Origin of the sequence: Comamonas sp., assembly GCF_009360615.1 — a bacterium.
Classification (GTDB): domain Bacteria; phylum Pseudomonadota; class Gammaproteobacteria; order Burkholderiales; family Burkholderiaceae_C; genus Comamonas.
The window spans coordinates 23074-41164 of record NZ_SPEY01000017.1 but is presented as its reverse complement, the minus strand read 5'-3'; the positions used below and the strand labels follow the sequence as shown (position 1 = coordinate 41164).

General features: G+C 35.3%; 15 protein-coding genes. 12 read left to right on the top strand and 3 right to left on the bottom strand.

What is annotated here, in order from left to right; translation table 11 throughout:
* Position 1: 1 nt before the first annotated feature.
* The gene (locus tag E2583_RS03575; RefSeq protein WP_291593295.1) at positions 2-3199 is read left to right on the top strand and encodes a conjugal transfer protein TraG N-terminal domain-containing protein; all 3198 of its coding nucleotides are present in this window, start codon (positions 2-4) and stop codon (positions 3197-3199) included.
* A gap of 23 nt (positions 3200-3222) precedes the next feature.
* Here E2583_RS03575 and E2583_RS03570 read toward each other — a convergent pair whose 3' ends face one another.
* Positions 3223-3717: a hypothetical protein gene (locus E2583_RS03570; protein ID WP_194596664.1), complete on the bottom strand. Its 495-nt coding sequence runs from the start codon at positions 3715-3717 to the stop codon at positions 3223-3225.
* 173 nt (positions 3718-3890) lie between these two features.
* Here E2583_RS03570 and E2583_RS03565 point away from each other — a divergent pair, with 173 nt between their 5' ends.
* From E2583_RS03565 to E2583_RS03555, 3 genes are all read left to right on the top strand, one after another.
* Positions 3891-6851: a conjugal transfer protein TraG N-terminal domain-containing protein gene (locus E2583_RS03565; protein WP_291593293.1), complete on the top strand. Its 2961-nt coding sequence runs from the start codon at positions 3891-3893 to the stop codon at positions 6849-6851.
* 119 nt (positions 6852-6970) lie between these two features.
* Positions 6971-8458 carry a hypothetical protein gene (locus E2583_RS03560; protein ID WP_194596662.1) on the top strand — a complete coding sequence of 496 codons (1488 nt, stop codon included), beginning with the start codon at positions 6971-6973 and terminating at the stop codon, positions 8456-8458.
* A gap of 58 nt (positions 8459-8516) precedes the next feature.
* Positions 8517-8933, top strand: coding sequence for a hypothetical protein (locus E2583_RS03555; protein ID WP_194596661.1), 417 nt, complete (start codon positions 8517-8519; stop codon positions 8931-8933).
* Between the two features lie 3 nt (positions 8934-8936).
* Here the strand turns inward: E2583_RS03555 and E2583_RS03550 are convergent, their stop codons facing one another.
* On the bottom strand, positions 8937-9467 hold the full coding sequence (locus E2583_RS03550; RefSeq protein ID WP_227592119.1) for a DUF2726 domain-containing protein: 531 nt from the start codon (positions 9465-9467) through the stop codon (positions 8937-8939).
* Between the two features lie 171 nt (positions 9468-9638).
* Here E2583_RS03550 and E2583_RS03545 point away from each other — a divergent pair, with 171 nt between their 5' ends.
* From E2583_RS03545 to E2583_RS03530, 4 genes are all read left to right on the top strand, one after another.
* Complete coding sequence (locus E2583_RS03545) at positions 9639-10769, top strand: tyrosine-type recombinase/integrase (protein ID WP_291593288.1); 1131 nt, start codon at positions 9639-9641, stop codon at positions 10767-10769.
* Positions 10770-11048: 279 nt separating this feature from the next.
* The gene (locus E2583_RS03540) at positions 11049-11726 is read left to right on the top strand and encodes a S24 family peptidase (protein ID WP_194596659.1); all 678 of its coding nucleotides are present in this window, start codon (positions 11049-11051) and stop codon (positions 11724-11726) included.
* Positions 11727-12384: 658 nt separating this feature from the next.
* Positions 12385-12954: an H-NS family nucleoid-associated regulatory protein gene (locus E2583_RS03535; protein ID WP_194596658.1), complete on the top strand. Its 570-nt coding sequence runs from the start codon at positions 12385-12387 to the stop codon at positions 12952-12954.
* A gap of 266 nt (positions 12955-13220) precedes the next feature.
* The gene (locus E2583_RS03530) at positions 13221-14576 is read left to right on the top strand and encodes a hypothetical protein (protein WP_291593286.1); all 1356 of its coding nucleotides are present in this window, start codon (positions 13221-13223) and stop codon (positions 14574-14576) included.
* 43 nt (positions 14577-14619) lie between these two features.
* On the opposite strand, the gene E2583_RS03525 is transcribed toward E2583_RS03530, so the two are convergent.
* Positions 14620-15129: a hypothetical protein gene (locus E2583_RS03525; RefSeq protein WP_194596656.1), complete on the bottom strand. Its 510-nt coding sequence runs from the start codon at positions 15127-15129 to the stop codon at positions 14620-14622.
* A 219-nt stretch (positions 15130-15348) separates the two neighbouring features.
* On the opposite strand from E2583_RS03525, the gene E2583_RS03520 reads away from it, so the two are divergent.
* The 4 genes from E2583_RS03520 to E2583_RS03505 are packed head-to-tail and all read left to right on the top strand — an operon-like array spanning position 15349 to position 18073.
* On the top strand, positions 15349-16182 hold the full coding sequence (locus E2583_RS03520; protein ID WP_194596655.1) for a ParA family protein: 834 nt from the start codon (positions 15349-15351) through the stop codon (positions 16180-16182).
* Complete coding sequence (locus E2583_RS03515; RefSeq protein WP_291593283.1) at positions 16169-17455, top strand: ParB/RepB/Spo0J family partition protein; 1287 nt, start codon at positions 16169-16171, stop codon at positions 17453-17455. Before E2583_RS03520 ends, E2583_RS03515 begins: the two co-directional genes overlap by 14 nt.
* A gap of 22 nt (positions 17456-17477) precedes the next feature.
* Complete coding sequence (locus E2583_RS03510; protein WP_291593281.1) at positions 17478-17819, top strand: hypothetical protein; 342 nt, start codon at positions 17478-17480, stop codon at positions 17817-17819.
* Between the two features lie 5 nt (positions 17820-17824).
* Positions 17825-18073, top strand: coding sequence for a hypothetical protein (locus tag E2583_RS03505; protein WP_291593279.1), 249 nt, complete (start codon positions 17825-17827; stop codon positions 18071-18073).
* The last annotated feature ends 18 nt before the right edge of the window (positions 18074-18091 follow it).

Below are 18091 nucleotides of genomic sequence, written 5' to 3'. Positions count from 1 at the left end.
TATGTTTGAAATATTCTCTATGGGGGATACCCAGACTTTTGCAGAAGTTTTGAATGGCATTGCCATGATGTTTAGTAACAGCCCTATTTTTAAGGGAAATGGTCCCTTACAACTAGGATTTGGGGCTTTCGTAGGAATAGTAATCCTTTTCGCAGTAATGATATATAAAGCTGCTTTTGAGCAGAAATTCGATTGGCACACTCTTATTGTCCCTCTCATCTTTTATATCATTCTTACAGTTCCTAAAACATCTGTTGTAGTTAGTGATATTTATAATGTTGAGGCACCGAAGAAAGTTGATAATGTGCCGATTGGGTTGGCAATTCCTGTTTCAGTGATCAGTGGAATGTCCTCAGTAATCACTCAATATATTGAAAAGGCTTTCTATGTTTTGCCGGTCGATAACATAATGCGATCACCAACAAAATTAACCCAAGATGGTTTTTTAACCCCCTTACAAGTATTGAACTCTGTTCGATATGACAACTTGAATACGGATCACCCATTATTACAACAAGCATTTAATAAAGTTTATGCCACATGTATTGTCGGGAATGATCAATGGAATCCAGAAACCTACACTCGCTCGAAGGATGTATCCGCATATTTTCAAAGTGTATTGAACTCAACGGAAAGATTAGTTTCTTTCACTGTCAGTGAAGCAGGACAAGGCTCAATCAAAACCATGTCATGTGCTGATGCGGGTTCCTATATACGAATAGCCTTAGATGTTCATTTAACTGATAAAAATAACGATTCAACGGGATTGTTAGGCTCCAATTTTAAAAAGAACTCTTTTACTGAAAAAATGGCTAGAGCCATGGCGGTGAATAACACTTATGGAAAATTAAAAGGTCCAACGGGTACAATTAAATACGACTATGCACAGGTAGCGAATATGATCAGTAGCCTTACTGGTCAAAGTGCATCCGAGAGTCGCTCATTCTTAGTAAATGTTCTTTTTGACCCAATGGTAAGGACAGCATCAAAGTGTACATCTGAGTTTTCACTCGACCAAATTTCAAAATGTTCTGCTTGGATCAGTACTGTCGAACAATGGAAAGATCGATCTGCTGCGAGTGGTACAAGTTTTCTTAAGAAAATGAAAGATGGTCAGAACATGATGGTACTTGTAGGGTTCATGCTTTTTCCATTTATGGTTTTCATGATAATGCTTCAAGGTATGGCAAGTAAAAAAATGGTTGCCGGATATATAGCATTTATTTTATCAAACTACCTATGGTTGCCAATGGCTGCCATTATCAACTTTTATGGGCAATATACGTTTCAAGATGCTGTGTACATGCTGAAATTAGCCAATCCGAATGGCATATTCACAATTAGTCAAGCCCCACAATTATATAGCGTGGTTACAACCAAGCTTGCCGTAGCAAATAACGCTATGGGAATGGTTCCTGTATTATGCTCTATGCTTTTCGGCGGAATGATGTGGGGTATGAATGCATTCGCTAAAGGTATCAATCCGGCAGACGGCGGTTACGATGCAAATATAAATAGTAAGACACCGATTAGTTCTGCTCCTCTTAATTCGCATTCGAGTATTATCAATAAGGATGGTTTTGGTGCCGCGACTATTCAGGGTGTTGGATCAACTGATATAAAAATGAATCAATCAATCAGTGCTGCGAGATCAAAAGCGGCTGAATATGATGATCAAATCAGCCAAAAGTTATCACGATTAGAACAGTTATCTGCACGATCGTCTGATGGATTTAGTAATTCTGTATCAAATGCACAAGGACATCGGAACTCAACTGAAACAGGAACAGAAAAACTAGCTACTTATAATGATAGTACAGGTAATTCTGACAAGGTTATTACTGATGGTAATACGCATACCACTAAAGATATTAATGAATCAGATTCTTTGAGTACGAATTCTCAAAAATCTGGTAATACTGTTATTAAGGGAGACCTTACACTTGCAGCCACGGCGAAGGGTGGTATAGGTGGGAAAGATAAGGTAAAAGCTGCTGCGGGCGTATCAATTGGCGGAGATGTTAATGTTGTCAATTCAAGTGCAGTGCAGGGTAAACGTACTGTAGTAAATCAATTAACTGAGAATCCTACTTTCGATAGTACCGTCAATAATGAACATGGTATCAAGGGGGGAGAATCAAAGAATAATCAAGCTGTAACGACTGAAAACTTAATATCACGAATCAAGAATAGTAAAGATGCAAACTTCAAAGCAACAGCTTTGAACGAAATTATTCAACAAGATCAATCAAATAATTATTCAATAGCTGAAAAAAGAGAAGCTGCCCAATTAGCGAGTGAAGTGCAAAGCTTAAGTGGACAAAAATCTCAGGCATTACAATGGGTCATATCTAACAGTATCAGTGATAGTGATATTTCCGGTAGAACCAATGTACTTGCCCCAAATAGTAAAGTCGTAAATGCCGCTTTGGATAAAACTGATGAGTTAGGTCGATCAAATGTTACTAATTGGGATCAGTTAAAAGGTGATGCGGAAAAAATTCTTAGACTTGGTGGGCAATCTACGCCTGATGCCATAGAACGTGTTTCTATTTTTTTAGCTGCTCGGCAGTCTGGTAATTCGGAAGTCATGCTTTCGGCAATGGACGCAATTGCGCCATCTACTACAGTTGTTGATACTTTTAGAGAAAGAGACACGTTATCGAACTTATCTTCCGCAAATTCAAGAATGAAAGCCGAAGATGAAAAGTTTAATTCAATTTCATCAACAATTGATGCTGAGACCATTTCAAAAGCAAAAGAGAAGTATGGCACGTCATTTGATAAGGCAGATGAGCTAATCTCAAGCACTGGCGATTTAGTCAAAAAATCAAACAATCTGACCGGTCAAGAATTTGACCCAATAAAACAGGTCAATGTAAATCAAATTTCGATTGATAAACAAGCGAAAATCCAGAACATTAATAAAGAGTATGGCGATGTAAGTTCCGAAATAGCATCAAATGCTCCAGTAATAAAAGATTCGAATGGTAAGCTAATCACCCCGACTGTTACGTCATTTTCGGATTATCCAACTGAGTATGATCGACAAATTGCGAATGCCCAGAAAGATGGGAACAATGAAGAAATCATTCGTTTGTTAAATGAAAAGCAACAATTAGAATTAGGTAATAGTGAAGCAGTTAACAAAATCACGAGTGAATTAGATACAAAACTTGGGGCTGAACCCAAGAAATAAAAAAAGCGGCTTTGCCGCTTTTTTTATCGATTTGCGGCGTGGACTTTATCTAAGTCTTGATTAAATACTTTAAAAGGATATTTACTTTCATATTCTTCAATAAGTTCGGCTTTTGTTTTCTTACCTTCTTTAATTTCATTATCTAATAGAACCAACATTGTCGTGTAATAACCATCCATAAATGCTTTATCTTCATCATTCAGATGAACAAAGGCATTGTAATTTACATGGAATCTGTCCTTGAAAACTTGGTTCATTGCCATAAGAAAGGAAAACTTTTGATCAGGTTTTTCTAAGGCATCTAATTTCTTATTTACACCTTCAAGTATGGATTTCTGTGCCTTCTCCCTACCTGACAAAGAGGAAATTTTCAAATCTTTATGTAAAGTGCGAAAATTTTGTTCTGGATTTGAGTCAGTGTACTGACTTTCTTGAACATTGACAGGCTCCGCATAAAGATACAGTGGTGATAGTGAAAATATTAAGCCGCAAAGCTGTGCTTTAGTAGATTTTTTCATAGAATTCCTCTTTTGATTGATAAATAAGTATTTTTATCTTGTAAAAATATAACAGATAAAAAATGAAAAAATAATTATATTATTTTCTTAAAGTTTTTTTATTGTTTTATTTTATATTCCATAACATTAGATTTATAATTGATTAATTTTAAAAAATATTAATAGGATTTCTGATGGCTGATCCTTTTGTAATTTACACGATGGGCGAATCAGGGCTTTTTGCTAGTGCATTGAACGGCGTAGCAATGCTGTTCAATGATACGGGTTTATTCCATGGTACGGGTCTGGGTAACTTAGGTATCGGGGCTTTCTTTGGTGTAATGCTATTATTTGTTGTTTGGCTTTATAACGCTGCATTCAAACAGCAAATGGATTTAAGAGCATTATTGGCTCCATTAATTGTTTACATGGTCTTAACGGTACCAAAAACAACAATCGCAATCGAAGAAATCTCAACAGGTAATGTAAAGACGGTCGCGAATGTTCCAATTGGTTTGGGCTTGCCGGCAGCAGTCGCTAGTGGATTTAGTATTGTTTTTACAGAAGTTGTTGAAAAAGCCTATCAAGTCGTAGGCGGCAGCCCTACTGGTTATATGCCTAAAATTTCAGAAGAAGGTTATGTAACTCCTCTTAAGCTCATCAATGCTTTACGTGATTCTGCATCTATCGTTCCGTCACAATCCTTATTACAAACTACTAAAAATATTTATCAGTCATGTATTGCCGGCAATCCGAATTTTAATGTTGAAAGCTATAAGAAAGACGCGAATCCTGTTAAATATTTTACGGATGCTGCAAAAACCAGTAGTAACTCTGTCGTATATGTAACTTTAGCTGCTACAGGTAGTACTTCTGACAATATTATGACTTGCTCGTCAGCAGCAGATGAAGTCCAAAAAGCAATGGAAGCTTATGTTGATGGGATAAACAACTCAACTGGTGGTGCCACACAAGTTAATAAGATTATTGGCGATGTGACATTGTACAACTTGAGGAATGCAATGATACGTCAGATGACAGCGAATGGTGAAGTTGCAGGCTTCAATCCAAAACCAACAGCAGGCGGAAGTAATTACACCATTAATGATATGGTCAATTATGTAAGTTTGATGGGTAATACTTCTCAGGATAATGCCCGTAGCTTTATGATGGCTACGATATTCAATCCAATGCTAGAAACTGCAAGCTACTGTTATGACAAAGCAGATGGCATGTCTGGAATGTCAAAATGTTCTGCTTGGATCGCTTCACGTAGCCAATGGGAAGAAAAAAATGCGGCGGCAGGCACAGGTTTTTTACAAGTAATGCGAGATGGTCAAAATGTTCTCATAATGATTTCATTTTTATTTTTCCCGATTATGGTGTTATTCGTGATGATTCAGGGAACAAGTTCATTTAAGTTGTTAGGCAACTATATGGCTTTTACTGTATCAGCATATTTATGGCTTCCTGTAGCAGCAATGATCAATTTTTATATTCAGCATACCTTAGCTGACGAGTGGTACAAAGTTGCAACTTCCACAGGTATTCACACATTAAACTTGATTACAGGTCCACAATTTTATGCGGCTGTGTCACAAAAACTTTCCCTAGCAAATTCCTTACTCGCCAGTGTCCCAATGCTCTGCATGATGCTATTTACTGGCATGATGATGGGTATGAGCCAAATCACTGCCCGAATGAATAGTGCTGATGCAGGTAATTATGACGCTAAAGTAAATACTCCGGATGTTTCAAAGTCAGCACCATTAGCAACAACAAATTCAGCCGTGACAATTTCCGGTCAAAATGTTGCAACTGTAAATGGTGTTCCACAAGTCAGTTTATCTTCATCAAATACACAAAAGAGTGCAACTGAACTTTCTAAATCTGCCAGTGCGACCAGAAGTGAAATTGCTTCTGATATAGCAAACCTTGAGAGCCGCATGGGAGTGGAAGTTGGGAGTTCAACAACTAATTCATCAACTACAGGTAGTCAAGCTAATTACGCTTCTGGCACCTCTATAAGTAGCGGTAGTGTAACGCAACGAGGAACAAGTGATACAACTCAACTAAGTAAAGCTGATGGAACTAGCTTGGATACTACAGCAAGTAAACAACATGTTTCGTCAAGTGGGGTTAGTGGTGGCGTTGGGGCTTCTGGTGGTGTCACAGGGAACAAAAATTTTGGTGGCGATACTGGCAACAAAAATGATGCTAACTCTGGAAAGAATGGCAAAAATCCTGCTGCTTTAAATGTTCAGGCAGGAGCGCAAATTGGGGGGCAAGTTTCTGGATCAACCTCTAATGTGAATAGTGACGGTACAGCATTGACTACAAATCAGTCTACCACGCTTGCTAAAAATGACGCACAATTTAACTCAACGGCGGCTACAACCGGAAATAGTAAAACCACTTCACACACATCGTCTGACTATTCTCAAAGACTACAAGAGCTAAGAAATACTGCTACACAAACTAAAGGTAGTGGGTATACAGAACAGTTCTCTAGTGACTTTAATAAGATTCAACAGAAAATTGAGTCCCTTAAACACATTGAACAAGAGAGTATGGATTTCTCAAGCTCTGTCTCAGCTAAAGCTCCAGATGTTCAGGGGATGATTAATATGAATCCTCAAGCATTTGAGAATTTAAAATCATCTGTGAATAGTGTTAATGATCCTAAATTCCAAGATGACATGCGTAGACAACAAGACGCTTTAACATCACTCGGAAATCCGAATGACAGACAAAATGTAGCGTTGGTAGCGGCAGCATTACAATCCAGAAACCCTGCAATTAATAATGCTGCAATGGAGTTCTTAAATCCACAAGGTGCGGAACGATACAATGAAATGAGTAGATCAGTGGGTAATGTTTCAGTCCAAGACATTGGCAACCGTGTTGATCAAAAGACAGGAAATGCTCAGTCTCAAATAGAAGCAGCACAAGAAAGAACCAATTTATCTCCGAGTGCTACATCATTACCAAGCAATGTACAAGGTCCAAGCTCGAATACTGTTCACGCACCTCAAAAGGTTAATCCGAACATGGTTACAGTTGATCCGCAATCATACAGTGAGAAAGCTAGGGATGCGAATAGTGAGGTCCACAACAGAACCAAACATCTCCTAAGTGCTGAACCAAAGCAATAAATTGGAATCCTTAAAATCCCCGTAATGGGGATTTTTTATTAAATATTATTTATATTTCTATTTTATATTATTAAAATAATACTATAATATTTATATTTATTTGCTGTGAAAATTATATTATGAAGTCAAATACAAATCAGGAGCTTTATAACGAGCTACTACACAGTGGCAAAATTTTGGCGACCAACATCAAGCCTCCGTATGGCAATAATATTTACAAAGAATACACGTCAAATCGCTTTTATGATCCAAGCAATCGGGCGTTTAATATTTACTTTTTAAAATCTGCTGATTTTATTAACGAAATCAAAAAAAATCCTCTTTTTCTAGGTTATGTACCCCCCGAAGTATTCAATGAAAATGATGTTTGGGATTTAATTTATGCAAATCCTCTTTGTTTAATAAATTTAGACGACTCATACATTCAACCAAAAATGTATGCTACAGCAGTCATGCTAGAGCCTAGATTGCTCGGTCTTTTGAATGAATTTCACCAGACTAAAGAAATAGTCCAAGAGGTGATAAATAAACAACCACTAGCTCTACAGTATGTGCGTGATGACCTTAAATATTTCTATATTTGTCAAAAAGCCGTTTCACTGGATTGGCGTGCCATAGAGTTTGTACCACCAAATATTATTGATTCGAAAATAATTGAAATTGCCAAAGAAAGTGAAGATGCATTCTTACTCGACAAAATAGATCGAAGTAAATTGGATGCAGATTTTTACATAGAGCAGCTTATAAAATTTCCAATTGAGGGGGCTACCCACCTCATTGCAGCAAATTTGATACCCAATCAACACCGAATCAATGAATTAATTTATTTCATTGAAAATCTTGATAGTTACTCGCCTCAATACATTTTTGACAACTGTGATCCAAAAGTCCTGATGCATCACGAAAAATACGAAGCCTTCGTACATTTGTTCTCACAAAAACCTGAGTGGATAGTACATTTACAACCATGCTTTATCACAAAAGACATTTTTGAAATCGCTATTCAAAATGACGTATATCCTAAATTAGAAAGTTTCAATTGGACCGGTGAAATAATTGCCAGTGCTTATACGTTGAATAAAAAGGCTTTCAGGTATCTTCCTTACAATAGACTAAAATCTGTTGGAGCAGATCGAATTGTTCAAACAGTCGCAGAAGCAATTAAAGAAGGGTGGATCGATCAGCTCCCAAAATATTTCTTCATTGATGAGGTTGTAAATAATGAAGAATTGCGACAGTCACTTCTTGGAAGCCGAGAGTCATTCGCTTATTTAATCACGCAAGCGGATAAACTGGATTGGGACCAACTACAAAAATTTGACTGCTCAATAGACGAATACAGATTATTAAAACAATCCATCCCGACTGACAAAGCAGCAATATTTTTTGAAAAAAATGTTGAGTCATACATTGCTTTCACCGATGATGCCAAAACAATTGATCGTACAGAAATATTTTTAAAAAAATATCCTAGCCAAGTTAGATCAATTCCAAGGGAAACTCAACAAAACCATGTCCTTATGAGTAAATTGATTGAGAATAACCCAATTATTTCTCGTTATTTGGAACCTCAGGAAATTGTTGAAATTTTCTCGAACGCAAACTAATTTTTAAAGCGGAACTTATAAGTTCCGCTTTTTTATTAGACTCATAGGAGTTACGAAAATGTTAATAGACAAGATAGGCGAAGCTATAAGTTTTAGGTCAATGGATGGAGCTTGTGGCGAGGTATTTGTAAATCCCAAAGGGAATATTGTCTTTAAAATTAACATTACTTTAAATGGTACACCTCATCTTATAACCCTTTTGGATGAGTTAATTAATTTTATTCCATTATTCTATTTCCAGTTGCTAAAAAAGGAAAAGGAAGAATGGGAGTGTATTACTTTCTTGGATACAGAATTAGTCAGCTCTTTACACTTATACAAAATTGATTCATTTTTGTCTAAAGGACGACTATGGTTAAACATAGATAAAATTTCGTATATTTTTGATCTATCTCAACTAATGTTTTCCAAACAGCTTCTTGGAGAAGCAATTTATCAATCACTTCTAACACAAGCAGAATATCTCGAAGATTGATAATTAAGCAGCCTCTCGTATATGGGTCCTTATTAGATTCTCAAGACTTTCCGTTGGAGTTTTATTAGTTATTCTAAGTGTGGGTATACCGGCTGCTGCTGCAATCTCATCCCGCTTTAAATCACGCATTCTTACCTTTTTACTTGTATGTGAATCATCGTCAATTTCAACAACAAGAAGTGGATTGAAATCATGATCTACGATCAAATAGTCCACCGACTTTCGATTAAATTGGTTTCGGAGTTTTGTAATTTTGCAATTAATAAAAGCATTGAAACTGACCTGAGGACAAATCAGTAATCCTTCTGGCATGTTGTTAATGATTCGTTCAAGATTGTAAGCTTCACTATCAGTTAAAATTCTTTTAGGGGAAACATTCCCGTCAAAGTCAGATGCACATTCTTCGTTCCCTGAATCTTCTTGTTCTTCATTGGGTTCAAGTTCCTTAGCTTTAAAGTTGGGTCCAAATACAATAATTAGTATTAACAAAATCAAAGCAACAATTCCCAAAATTTTAAAGAACATTGGCATCATAAAATCTTATTCCTCAACAATATAATAATTATATTTAAAAAATATTTTATTTTAAATATATTTAACAAATAATCCATGATGATAATATTTATTAATCTTTTATTATTTAGATTTATGCTTTAACATGTTTTAAAGTTTTAATGTTTCTATTGCTCTATGACTACTAACACAATGCAAGAACTGTCTGAGAATTTTGATTACTGGAGTGTAAGCAATCCGATCGGGGCGAAATCGGGTGTTGATGTCATCAAAGCATGGATCGAACGCACTTGTAGTAATTCAGACAATACTCTCGCCAGTTATGTCAAAGAGATTAAACGTTTTTTGATATTCTGCGATTCGAAGAACATCCGGTTCGATCATATCTCTGCTAATGATATTAATGAGTATCTGGGAATACTATTCAGTCCAAATCAAGATTGGCTTAAGCCTAAAGATGGTGAACCGACAGCAAAAACCCAAATTCTTCTGAAAGGTTTAAAACGTGAATCTGTTAAATATAGTCAAATGGTGCTTAACAGCTTTTACAGTTACATAAAAGAAGCAGGGGTTATTCGCTCAAATCCGGTTGCGTTATCAACCATAATCAAAGTCGATACCTCTTACAACATTACAGGCAAGTCACTGAGCTTTGATGCGTGGGATTTCCTCAGCTCTTGGCTAAAGCATGAGAGTTTAAAGTCGAATAACCATCATAACCGTAGTAAAGCCGTTAGAGATCGATGGCTAATGCATCTCTTGTATTACACTGGTGCGCGGCGTTCATCTATTTCAAAAATTAATATGGCTTGTTTCTCAGTTGAGCAGAAAGCAAATCGGCGAGTTTGGGTCCTTAATTTCTTAATGAAAGGTAATAGGGAACATACTGTATTACTGACCGAACAACTGTTGAATGAATTAAAATTTTATCGAACAAGTATCGGTTTAACAGAGTTGCCTAGTGAAAATGAAGAACATATACCTGTGGTCCCTGCGGTGAAACTTAAACCCAACAGTATCTTAAAAGCAACTAAACCTATCTCAGATAGAGGGATCAACTACGTTATTGAAGAATCACTTAAAAAAGCAGCCTTGGAATGTGAAGATTACTTCATAGCAAAAGAGCTTGGTAATGCAACCCCACACACATTCAGACATACTTGTGCTACTCATTGGCTGAATATGGGGATAGATGTAGTAGCTACTCAAAAACATCTTGGGCATAAAAATCTAAACACAACCATGGTCTATATACGCGAAACAGATGAACATCGACTCAAGGAAAACGATAAATTAACAAAATTGTTATCAGAAAGAGAGTAGTACAAAAATAATGAAGTATAGGTATTTAACCTTCTGGATAACCTATACCTCATTGAAATAATTATATTTGCTTTATATTCATACATTTAAATATGATCATGAATATTTTTTCAAGTTCTCCTTTAGTCACTTTATTATATTGATTTTATTGATATATTTTTTATATTTCACATTGTTTTTCAATAATAATTTAGCAAGTGCTTAATTTTATTAGCATTATGCAATTTACATTTTATTCAATTTAGCAAGAATTTAGCTTTAATTCTGTGATACGGGCAAATGGACATTTCGATTATTCGTAGAATGAATCTAAAAAAGTTTATTAGTGAGTATATAGATTCGGGAAAATTTAAGAACTACGCCGAGTTTTGTGCTGTAAAAGGGCTAGAGGCAAGTTATTTATCACAGATACTTCATGGACACAGAAACATTGGTGAACGTTCAGCAAGAAATTTAGAGGGAAAAATTGGGCTGACACCAAAAAGCCTTGATAATCCAACAACCATACAAGGCGTTCATGACCAAACACAACCTCCAGAACTTCAAGTAAAAATGATTCCTGTTCTTAACATGACCCAAGCAAAGAAATGGAGAGAATATACAAAAGGGACACTCAGAGCAACGAGCTATACTTTTACTGATTATACAGGTGCTTCAATTGATCAAATATTTTGTGTTTTGGTTAATGATCCGAGCATGTATCCACGTTTCCAAATAGGAGATAAGCTAATCATCGATCCTACAGCAAAGCCGGCACCAAGTGATTTTGTTATAGCAGAAAGTGAGGGACACAATTCAGTTATTTTTAAGAAATATCGAGTCTTAAGCTATACGAATTATCGACAACCTGAATTTGAGCTAATTTCACTTAATCCTGATTTCCCCAAGATTACATCTAATGAACATGCGATCTCAATCATTGGAGTAGCGGTCATACATGTACAAAGCTTAAAATAAGATTAAATTTCCGTGAACTGATCCACATATAAAGAACAAAGTTTGGTCAAAACATTATTAAAATCGAATAACGATTTAATTATATTTTTATTATCATACGTTCAAAAATAGTTTAAAAATTCTGTTTAAAGCATTAGCTAAATTTTATTCGCAATAGCTAAAATTTGAAATTTTAGAGTATTAATTCAGCTTATAAATTTAGAATAAAATATACAGGTCGTTCCACTCTAATTTTAAAACTTTGGATTCAATTTAGAGGTAGACGACTATTATCAAATTATATTACATAAGATTACATAGTAAGGCAATGTAGAGTACTGCATATAATTTCAGTTATGTGCAGTACTAGGGGGAGTCTTGTTTTTCATAAGGTTTTGAGCCAAATTCTGTCAAGAACCGACCTAATAGGTCGTTTACATTAATAAAATTTTTCAAACATTTCTTTTAATTAAACATTAAATCAATATGTTAAATTAAACTAAGTAAAGTGGTTTTGAATGTATTTATTTGATCTAATATTAAAAAATTTCTTCTCTTTTAAGGTTCAAATTATTGGGTCAATTATTTTAGGTAAAATTAGTTTAATTTTAGGTGAACATAAAGCAAATAAGTGGTAATTTAATGCCATGGATTGTTTGCAGTATAGATAGGGTTAGCCATGAATAAACAGACATCAGATTCTAGCAATTTGCTCCAAGCTGTTTTCGACACCAATGAAAGCCAAAATAGCTTAGCCGGCATAATTGTTAATGTTAGTCAGTTACCATCAAGTGTAATTGACCAAATGTTAGCTCATGCAGCAAAAGAGCTAGAAAAACGCAAATTGATTGAAAAAGATGGCGCACTTCTCAAAATTTTGGAAATTGTAAAGCGTTACAATATTCCATTTGATGAGATCACGCATGTGTTAGAAAGTGCGGATGCCGTGTACGGTAGTCATTCTGAGAATGGTAAATATCGTAAGCTTTATATTGATCCTAACAACTCTATGAACACATGGACTGGTGTTGGTCGCCGTCCAGATTGGATTCGTGAAAAAGTTGAACAAGGTGTAAATATTGAAGATTTTGCGGTTCAATTAAACGAAAATGACAATCAACGAAAATTGTACTTTTTCAATCCTAAAAAACCTACACAGCGTTGGAATGGTTTGGGACGTAAGCCTTTTTGGTTTAAAGAACTTGAAGCATCTGGCGAAGATTTAGAAAAATACAAAACTTATATTTAAGCCTTTTCTTATTTGTAGGCTTTCCATAAAAGCACTTTTTATAAGTGCTTTTTTTTGTTCTTTTAATTTTATTTTCCTTTTTCAAATACCATGACCTTTATAAAAAGATTTGCAAAATCTTTACAATCATATTATTTTGATTAAAGGTTTTGTGCGCCTTACCTGTGTGAACGTAAAAGTCATTTAGCTATTTCATTTAATATAGCCGAGCCTTGACCCTGCTCAGCTTAAATTCACACCTTTGCAGAATATATCAAGGATTCGTCATGAATACTAACATTCACCCTTTAGATGGTCGTGTAAAGAAAGAAGCAAAACGTTTACATTCAACACTAAAATTAGTCTTGCCACACACCGACTGCTTAAATCAATTAGAACCAAGTTTTAAATCACCTACTCTCAAACAATGCTATGAAATTATTGCTCATGGCTATGGATTTAATACATACAATGGTCTGTGCAGTCTTTCTAATGATGATAAGACTGCAATTAGTTTGAATGATTTCAATACTAAAAGAATGGAAAATTCTCTTGCGAAGTTTCTTATTCGAGAAAATGTTAATCATAGTTCAGGTATTGTAGAAATTATAAATATTATTAATAACCCTGATGTTTTAGGTGAAATAATCACGGATGTAGGAAATGTATTGCCATACCTTCGTGCTTATCCCACGGTAGATAAAATAAAAATACCAAATCGATTCTATTCATTAGAATTTATCTTTGAATGGACCGGCAATGAATCAAAATATTTCATAAACAAACTTCATGAAGTTACATTTAATGTAATTTTCTCAACGATCATAGAGTACTATGACCAGTTGGAGTTTATTGAATTTGAAAACACCACTATGTTTGGCTTGCCTATAAGTCTGTTTTATCCACACAAAATCAATGATATACATAAAGTCCGTGATGTTGTAATCGACCTTGAAGATTTACTAAATTCTTCTAATATTATTAAGGCAAGTTCAGGTCATTTAGATTTTGATAAACATCAAGACTCCATGGTTAATATAACTATGTCTCATGAATTAGCTCAACAGTTAAAACTAATCTCCAATGTTATCAAAATTCAGAATTTAGCGAGCCAAAAAATTGATGCTTTACTTGATATGTACATCAAGCATTATAACTCTGCATTTCAAACTTTTTTTAAAGTTGCATGTATAACCAGTTCACCTATTAAACGATTAATGGGTAATGATATTGTTAAGTATCAAATTGTTAAAAGAATGTATTTCAAAATTTTATTAAACAGCTTAGGTCTCCCCGACCGCTCGATTTATGTTTGCAAAACAGTTGAAACAGATAGTTGTAAAATTGAGGATGTTGTGCAGCAATTCAAAAACGATAGCTTATCCATTACTAATGCTGTAATCGAACTAGATAAACAATATGCAAAAGTTATCCTTCCATTTATTGAAAAATATATTGAGCTGCAAACAGAGCTTCTACATTTAGTTAAACCCCTATTTAGTATTACCTTTACAGGTGAATCACCATCGTCAAAAGAATCTAAAGATTCCTTCGTGAGAATTTTTGCTCCTCTAAAAAAACAAATAGACCGGATCAATTCTGAGTTAATCCAAGCTACTGTCACTTTGTCCGATAATATTTAAAACAAAAAAAGAGCCTTCTTAAAGGCTCTTTTTTTCTTATGCTCTATTTCAATACATATTCCACAATGAAACGTCCAAAGCCAATATCATTAGGTTTTTTTTCTGAAAGATAATTTACTGCCGCAGGATTACCTTCCGCAGCAGCCTCTTTAATATATAATTTTGCAGAATCAGGATCAGTTGACCAGAGCAAAGTAGCTTTTGCCATCATCGCATTCGAATCTTTTTGTGCGATCAATTGATCCAATCGATAAGCATCCGTTTTTGGATAATTTAACGCCATCCAAATAGCTGCTTGTGGCTTTCCAGAATCTGCCAATTTAAGCATTTCCGGCTTTATAGTGTCGCTATTCAGTTGAGCTTGGGCTTTACTTAATTTTGGTATAACTATTTCTTCCATCACAAACAAGAATGCAAGAGCAAAGACAACAAATAAGCCAATTTTTTTCCCCGTCTTTTTCAGAGTATCAAGCTTTAATGGGTTAGGCTCCATGACAAATGCGGGTCGGTTTTTCCAAAATTCTTCATTTTCTACATTTTTTAACTCAGACATTTATTTCACCGTTCTTTTGATAGTGTTTTATAAATATAGTTATTCAAATAATTAACGACAATTAAAATCAAATATTAAATTAATGTTATTTACAATTAATCACAAAATAATCAAAAAAACCCCTTTTTTTGAGTGTTCTAAATTTTGATACACCCATATTTTTGAGTTATACTTATATCCATCGTATGATAGGTTTACTTATTACCAAAAGGTTTCAAAATGACTCAAAATAAAGCAAAAGTTATCCTGTTTGTTTCGCAAAAAGGTGGTTGCGGTAAAACAACCAACCTCATCAATCTTGCGACTGCTTCTATGTTCCAAGGTACTCGTAATGTAGTAATTTTAGATTGCGACCCTCAGCGTTCTGCAACTCTCTGGCAAGATGATAATCGTGATGATAAGGTAAAAGCCTTTGAATACGTGCTTCCACAGGTGGTTGCGCCGAAGCAAGATGTAATGCCATCACAGATCGTTAATCGTCTGTTAGATCAAATGGATGAAATCTGGATTGATACAGCAGGCTTTGTAGGTTACTCGCAAGATACTGCCCAAATGTATCTTAATGACATCCTTCCTTTAGTTGACCTTATAGTTACACCTTTTAAAGCGTCTAAATTTGATTTGAACGCAACAAAAGATACCCTTGAATACATCAACCATTTCAGCCGTAACATTAACCTTAATATTCCAAAATTATTATTACTTTCCGATATTAAGGGTGGGGAAAAAGGCACAAATTACGCTCTTGCTCTATTAGAGCCAATTTTAAGCCTTCCTTCAAATTCTGAATGGACTGTAATGAAAACTTATATTCCATATAGCGGACTTTTTGTTAAAGCACACGAGCGTGGTGGCAATGCCTTTGTTCCTCGCAAAATCGAACGTGTTACTGAGGCTTATGTTTCAGCCCTTTTGGAAATCCGTGAACAGTTAGGATTGATCTCTGAAAGCCAAAAGCGTGATGTTGTTGAGGACATCATCTCCAGTTTGCAATCTACTCGTCAGAATGCAAGTAAAGAAAAACGTCAAGACGAACTAGATGATCAAGAATAAGGTGAAAACAATGCGCGGAAGAAAATTAAATGTTGATGACCTTGTTGGTGGATTAGGAGCCAAACAAGGTGAACGTATTACTGATACGCTTAATAAGTCTTTGCTGAATACTGAACAACTGATCAAAGTCAGTCTCAACAAGATTTATGTTTCTAAACAGATTCGTCTTAAGATTCATCAAGACAAAGTTGATGAGATTGCCGCTACCTACCCATTGCGCAACTATCCAGAAATTAGAAAGGTAGACCCAGAAATTGACGGCGATAGTGTGCCTGATGGTTTTGAGTATGTTCTATTAACTGGTGAACATCGTTTTCATGCATTGGCAAAACTAAATTTCACTGAACACGACTTCAAATTCGTACCGCCGAGTTTGATTAAAACAAAAGCCGATGTAATCAAGTATCAGTTTGTTGAAAACAATATTCGTGCAGACATGCATTTTATTGAAAAAGCAAAATCCCTAATTGATTATATGGATGCGGCGCAATGTTCAAAAGGTGAAGCCGGTCAAGTTTTAGGTATTACTAATTCAGTGGTGAGTCGTTTGCTACGAGTTGCAAAATACTTTACTGAAAAAGACAATCAGTTTGTCCTTGAGCATAACATTAACTCTGAACGGGTCCTTGTTGGCATTTCAAAATTAATCGAAATGGGACACTCAGATTGGCTCTCCAAAGTTAAACCATACGCTCAAAATGCTGATGGTGAGTTTAATCCGGAACTGATTTATGAAAGTACACTGACACGTATTATCAAAGAATTAACTGAGCCTGCGGAACCTGAACAAGAAGCGGTTGAACCAAGTGCCAAACCTCAAGCAGAAGGTATCAGCCCAAACGCATTCAAAGAGAATGAAACTTCTGAGAATGAAAGCAGTAGTGAAACGGCGATCAAATCTGGTCCCTCTGATCTCAAACCGGCTAATAGTTCAGTAAAGCCTGAAAGCCATGGTAATCAAGGAGAAATTTCTGAGGAAAAAGATTCAAGCGAAACTAAAAAGGGAAATGAAAACAGTAATATCGAAAGCACTGCGAATGATAAAGATATTGTGCAGACTCCCCCATCCCCTGCTATCGTCTCCCCTTCGATTGAATTGGATAAAAAACACACATCCTTCAAACTTGCAGCAAAAGTTTTACAACAAGTATTGGATGGAAAAGAAATTGAAGAAATTTTGATTGAGCTAGGACCCGATCTTAAGAAATACGTTTCAGAGGAAGATGGTGCCGACATTTATGCCATGATCCAAGCATTACCATTCTCAAATTAATTTACATTTATGGGATAGTCCTATGAGTCAAGAATTATACATTAATCCAGAAGTTTACAATGCGCCGGTACTTCATATCTTAAATCCTTTCAGACCAAAGATTAAGAAAAAGGAGGCTTTTGAATTAATTAATGAATGTAAGGACTCTAAACTGGTAAATACTATTCAATATCTCTATAAGTCACGGGGGGATATTTACCCTTATGATTTACACCGTATAACAAGTTCTATGCAAAAGATTATTAGAAATTTTTATGACTCCAAAATTAAAGGAGAATCAACCACTTTAAATACTGAACAAATTGAAATTATTGAAAATTCTTTAGAAAGAATAGTGGCACTTTTGAAAAATTATGAGGATTGATTTCTATGAATAATAGTTCAATAAAAAAACCAAACTCTACAACTGGTATACCTGTAGCAGTGAAATTTTTTGGTTGTTTAGTCTTAGCGGCAGCGTTTTGTATTTTTATCCTTTGGTACCTCACTGGTTCAACTCCAGTTGATACCATCCGTTCAATGAACGAAATCATCGCTGCTCCAAGTACTAAAGAAGATGCAGAGAAATCCTCTTTAGAAAAAACTCACGATAAGATTGCCAAATTTGCGTCTAATTAAATTAGTGTTTCCCTAATT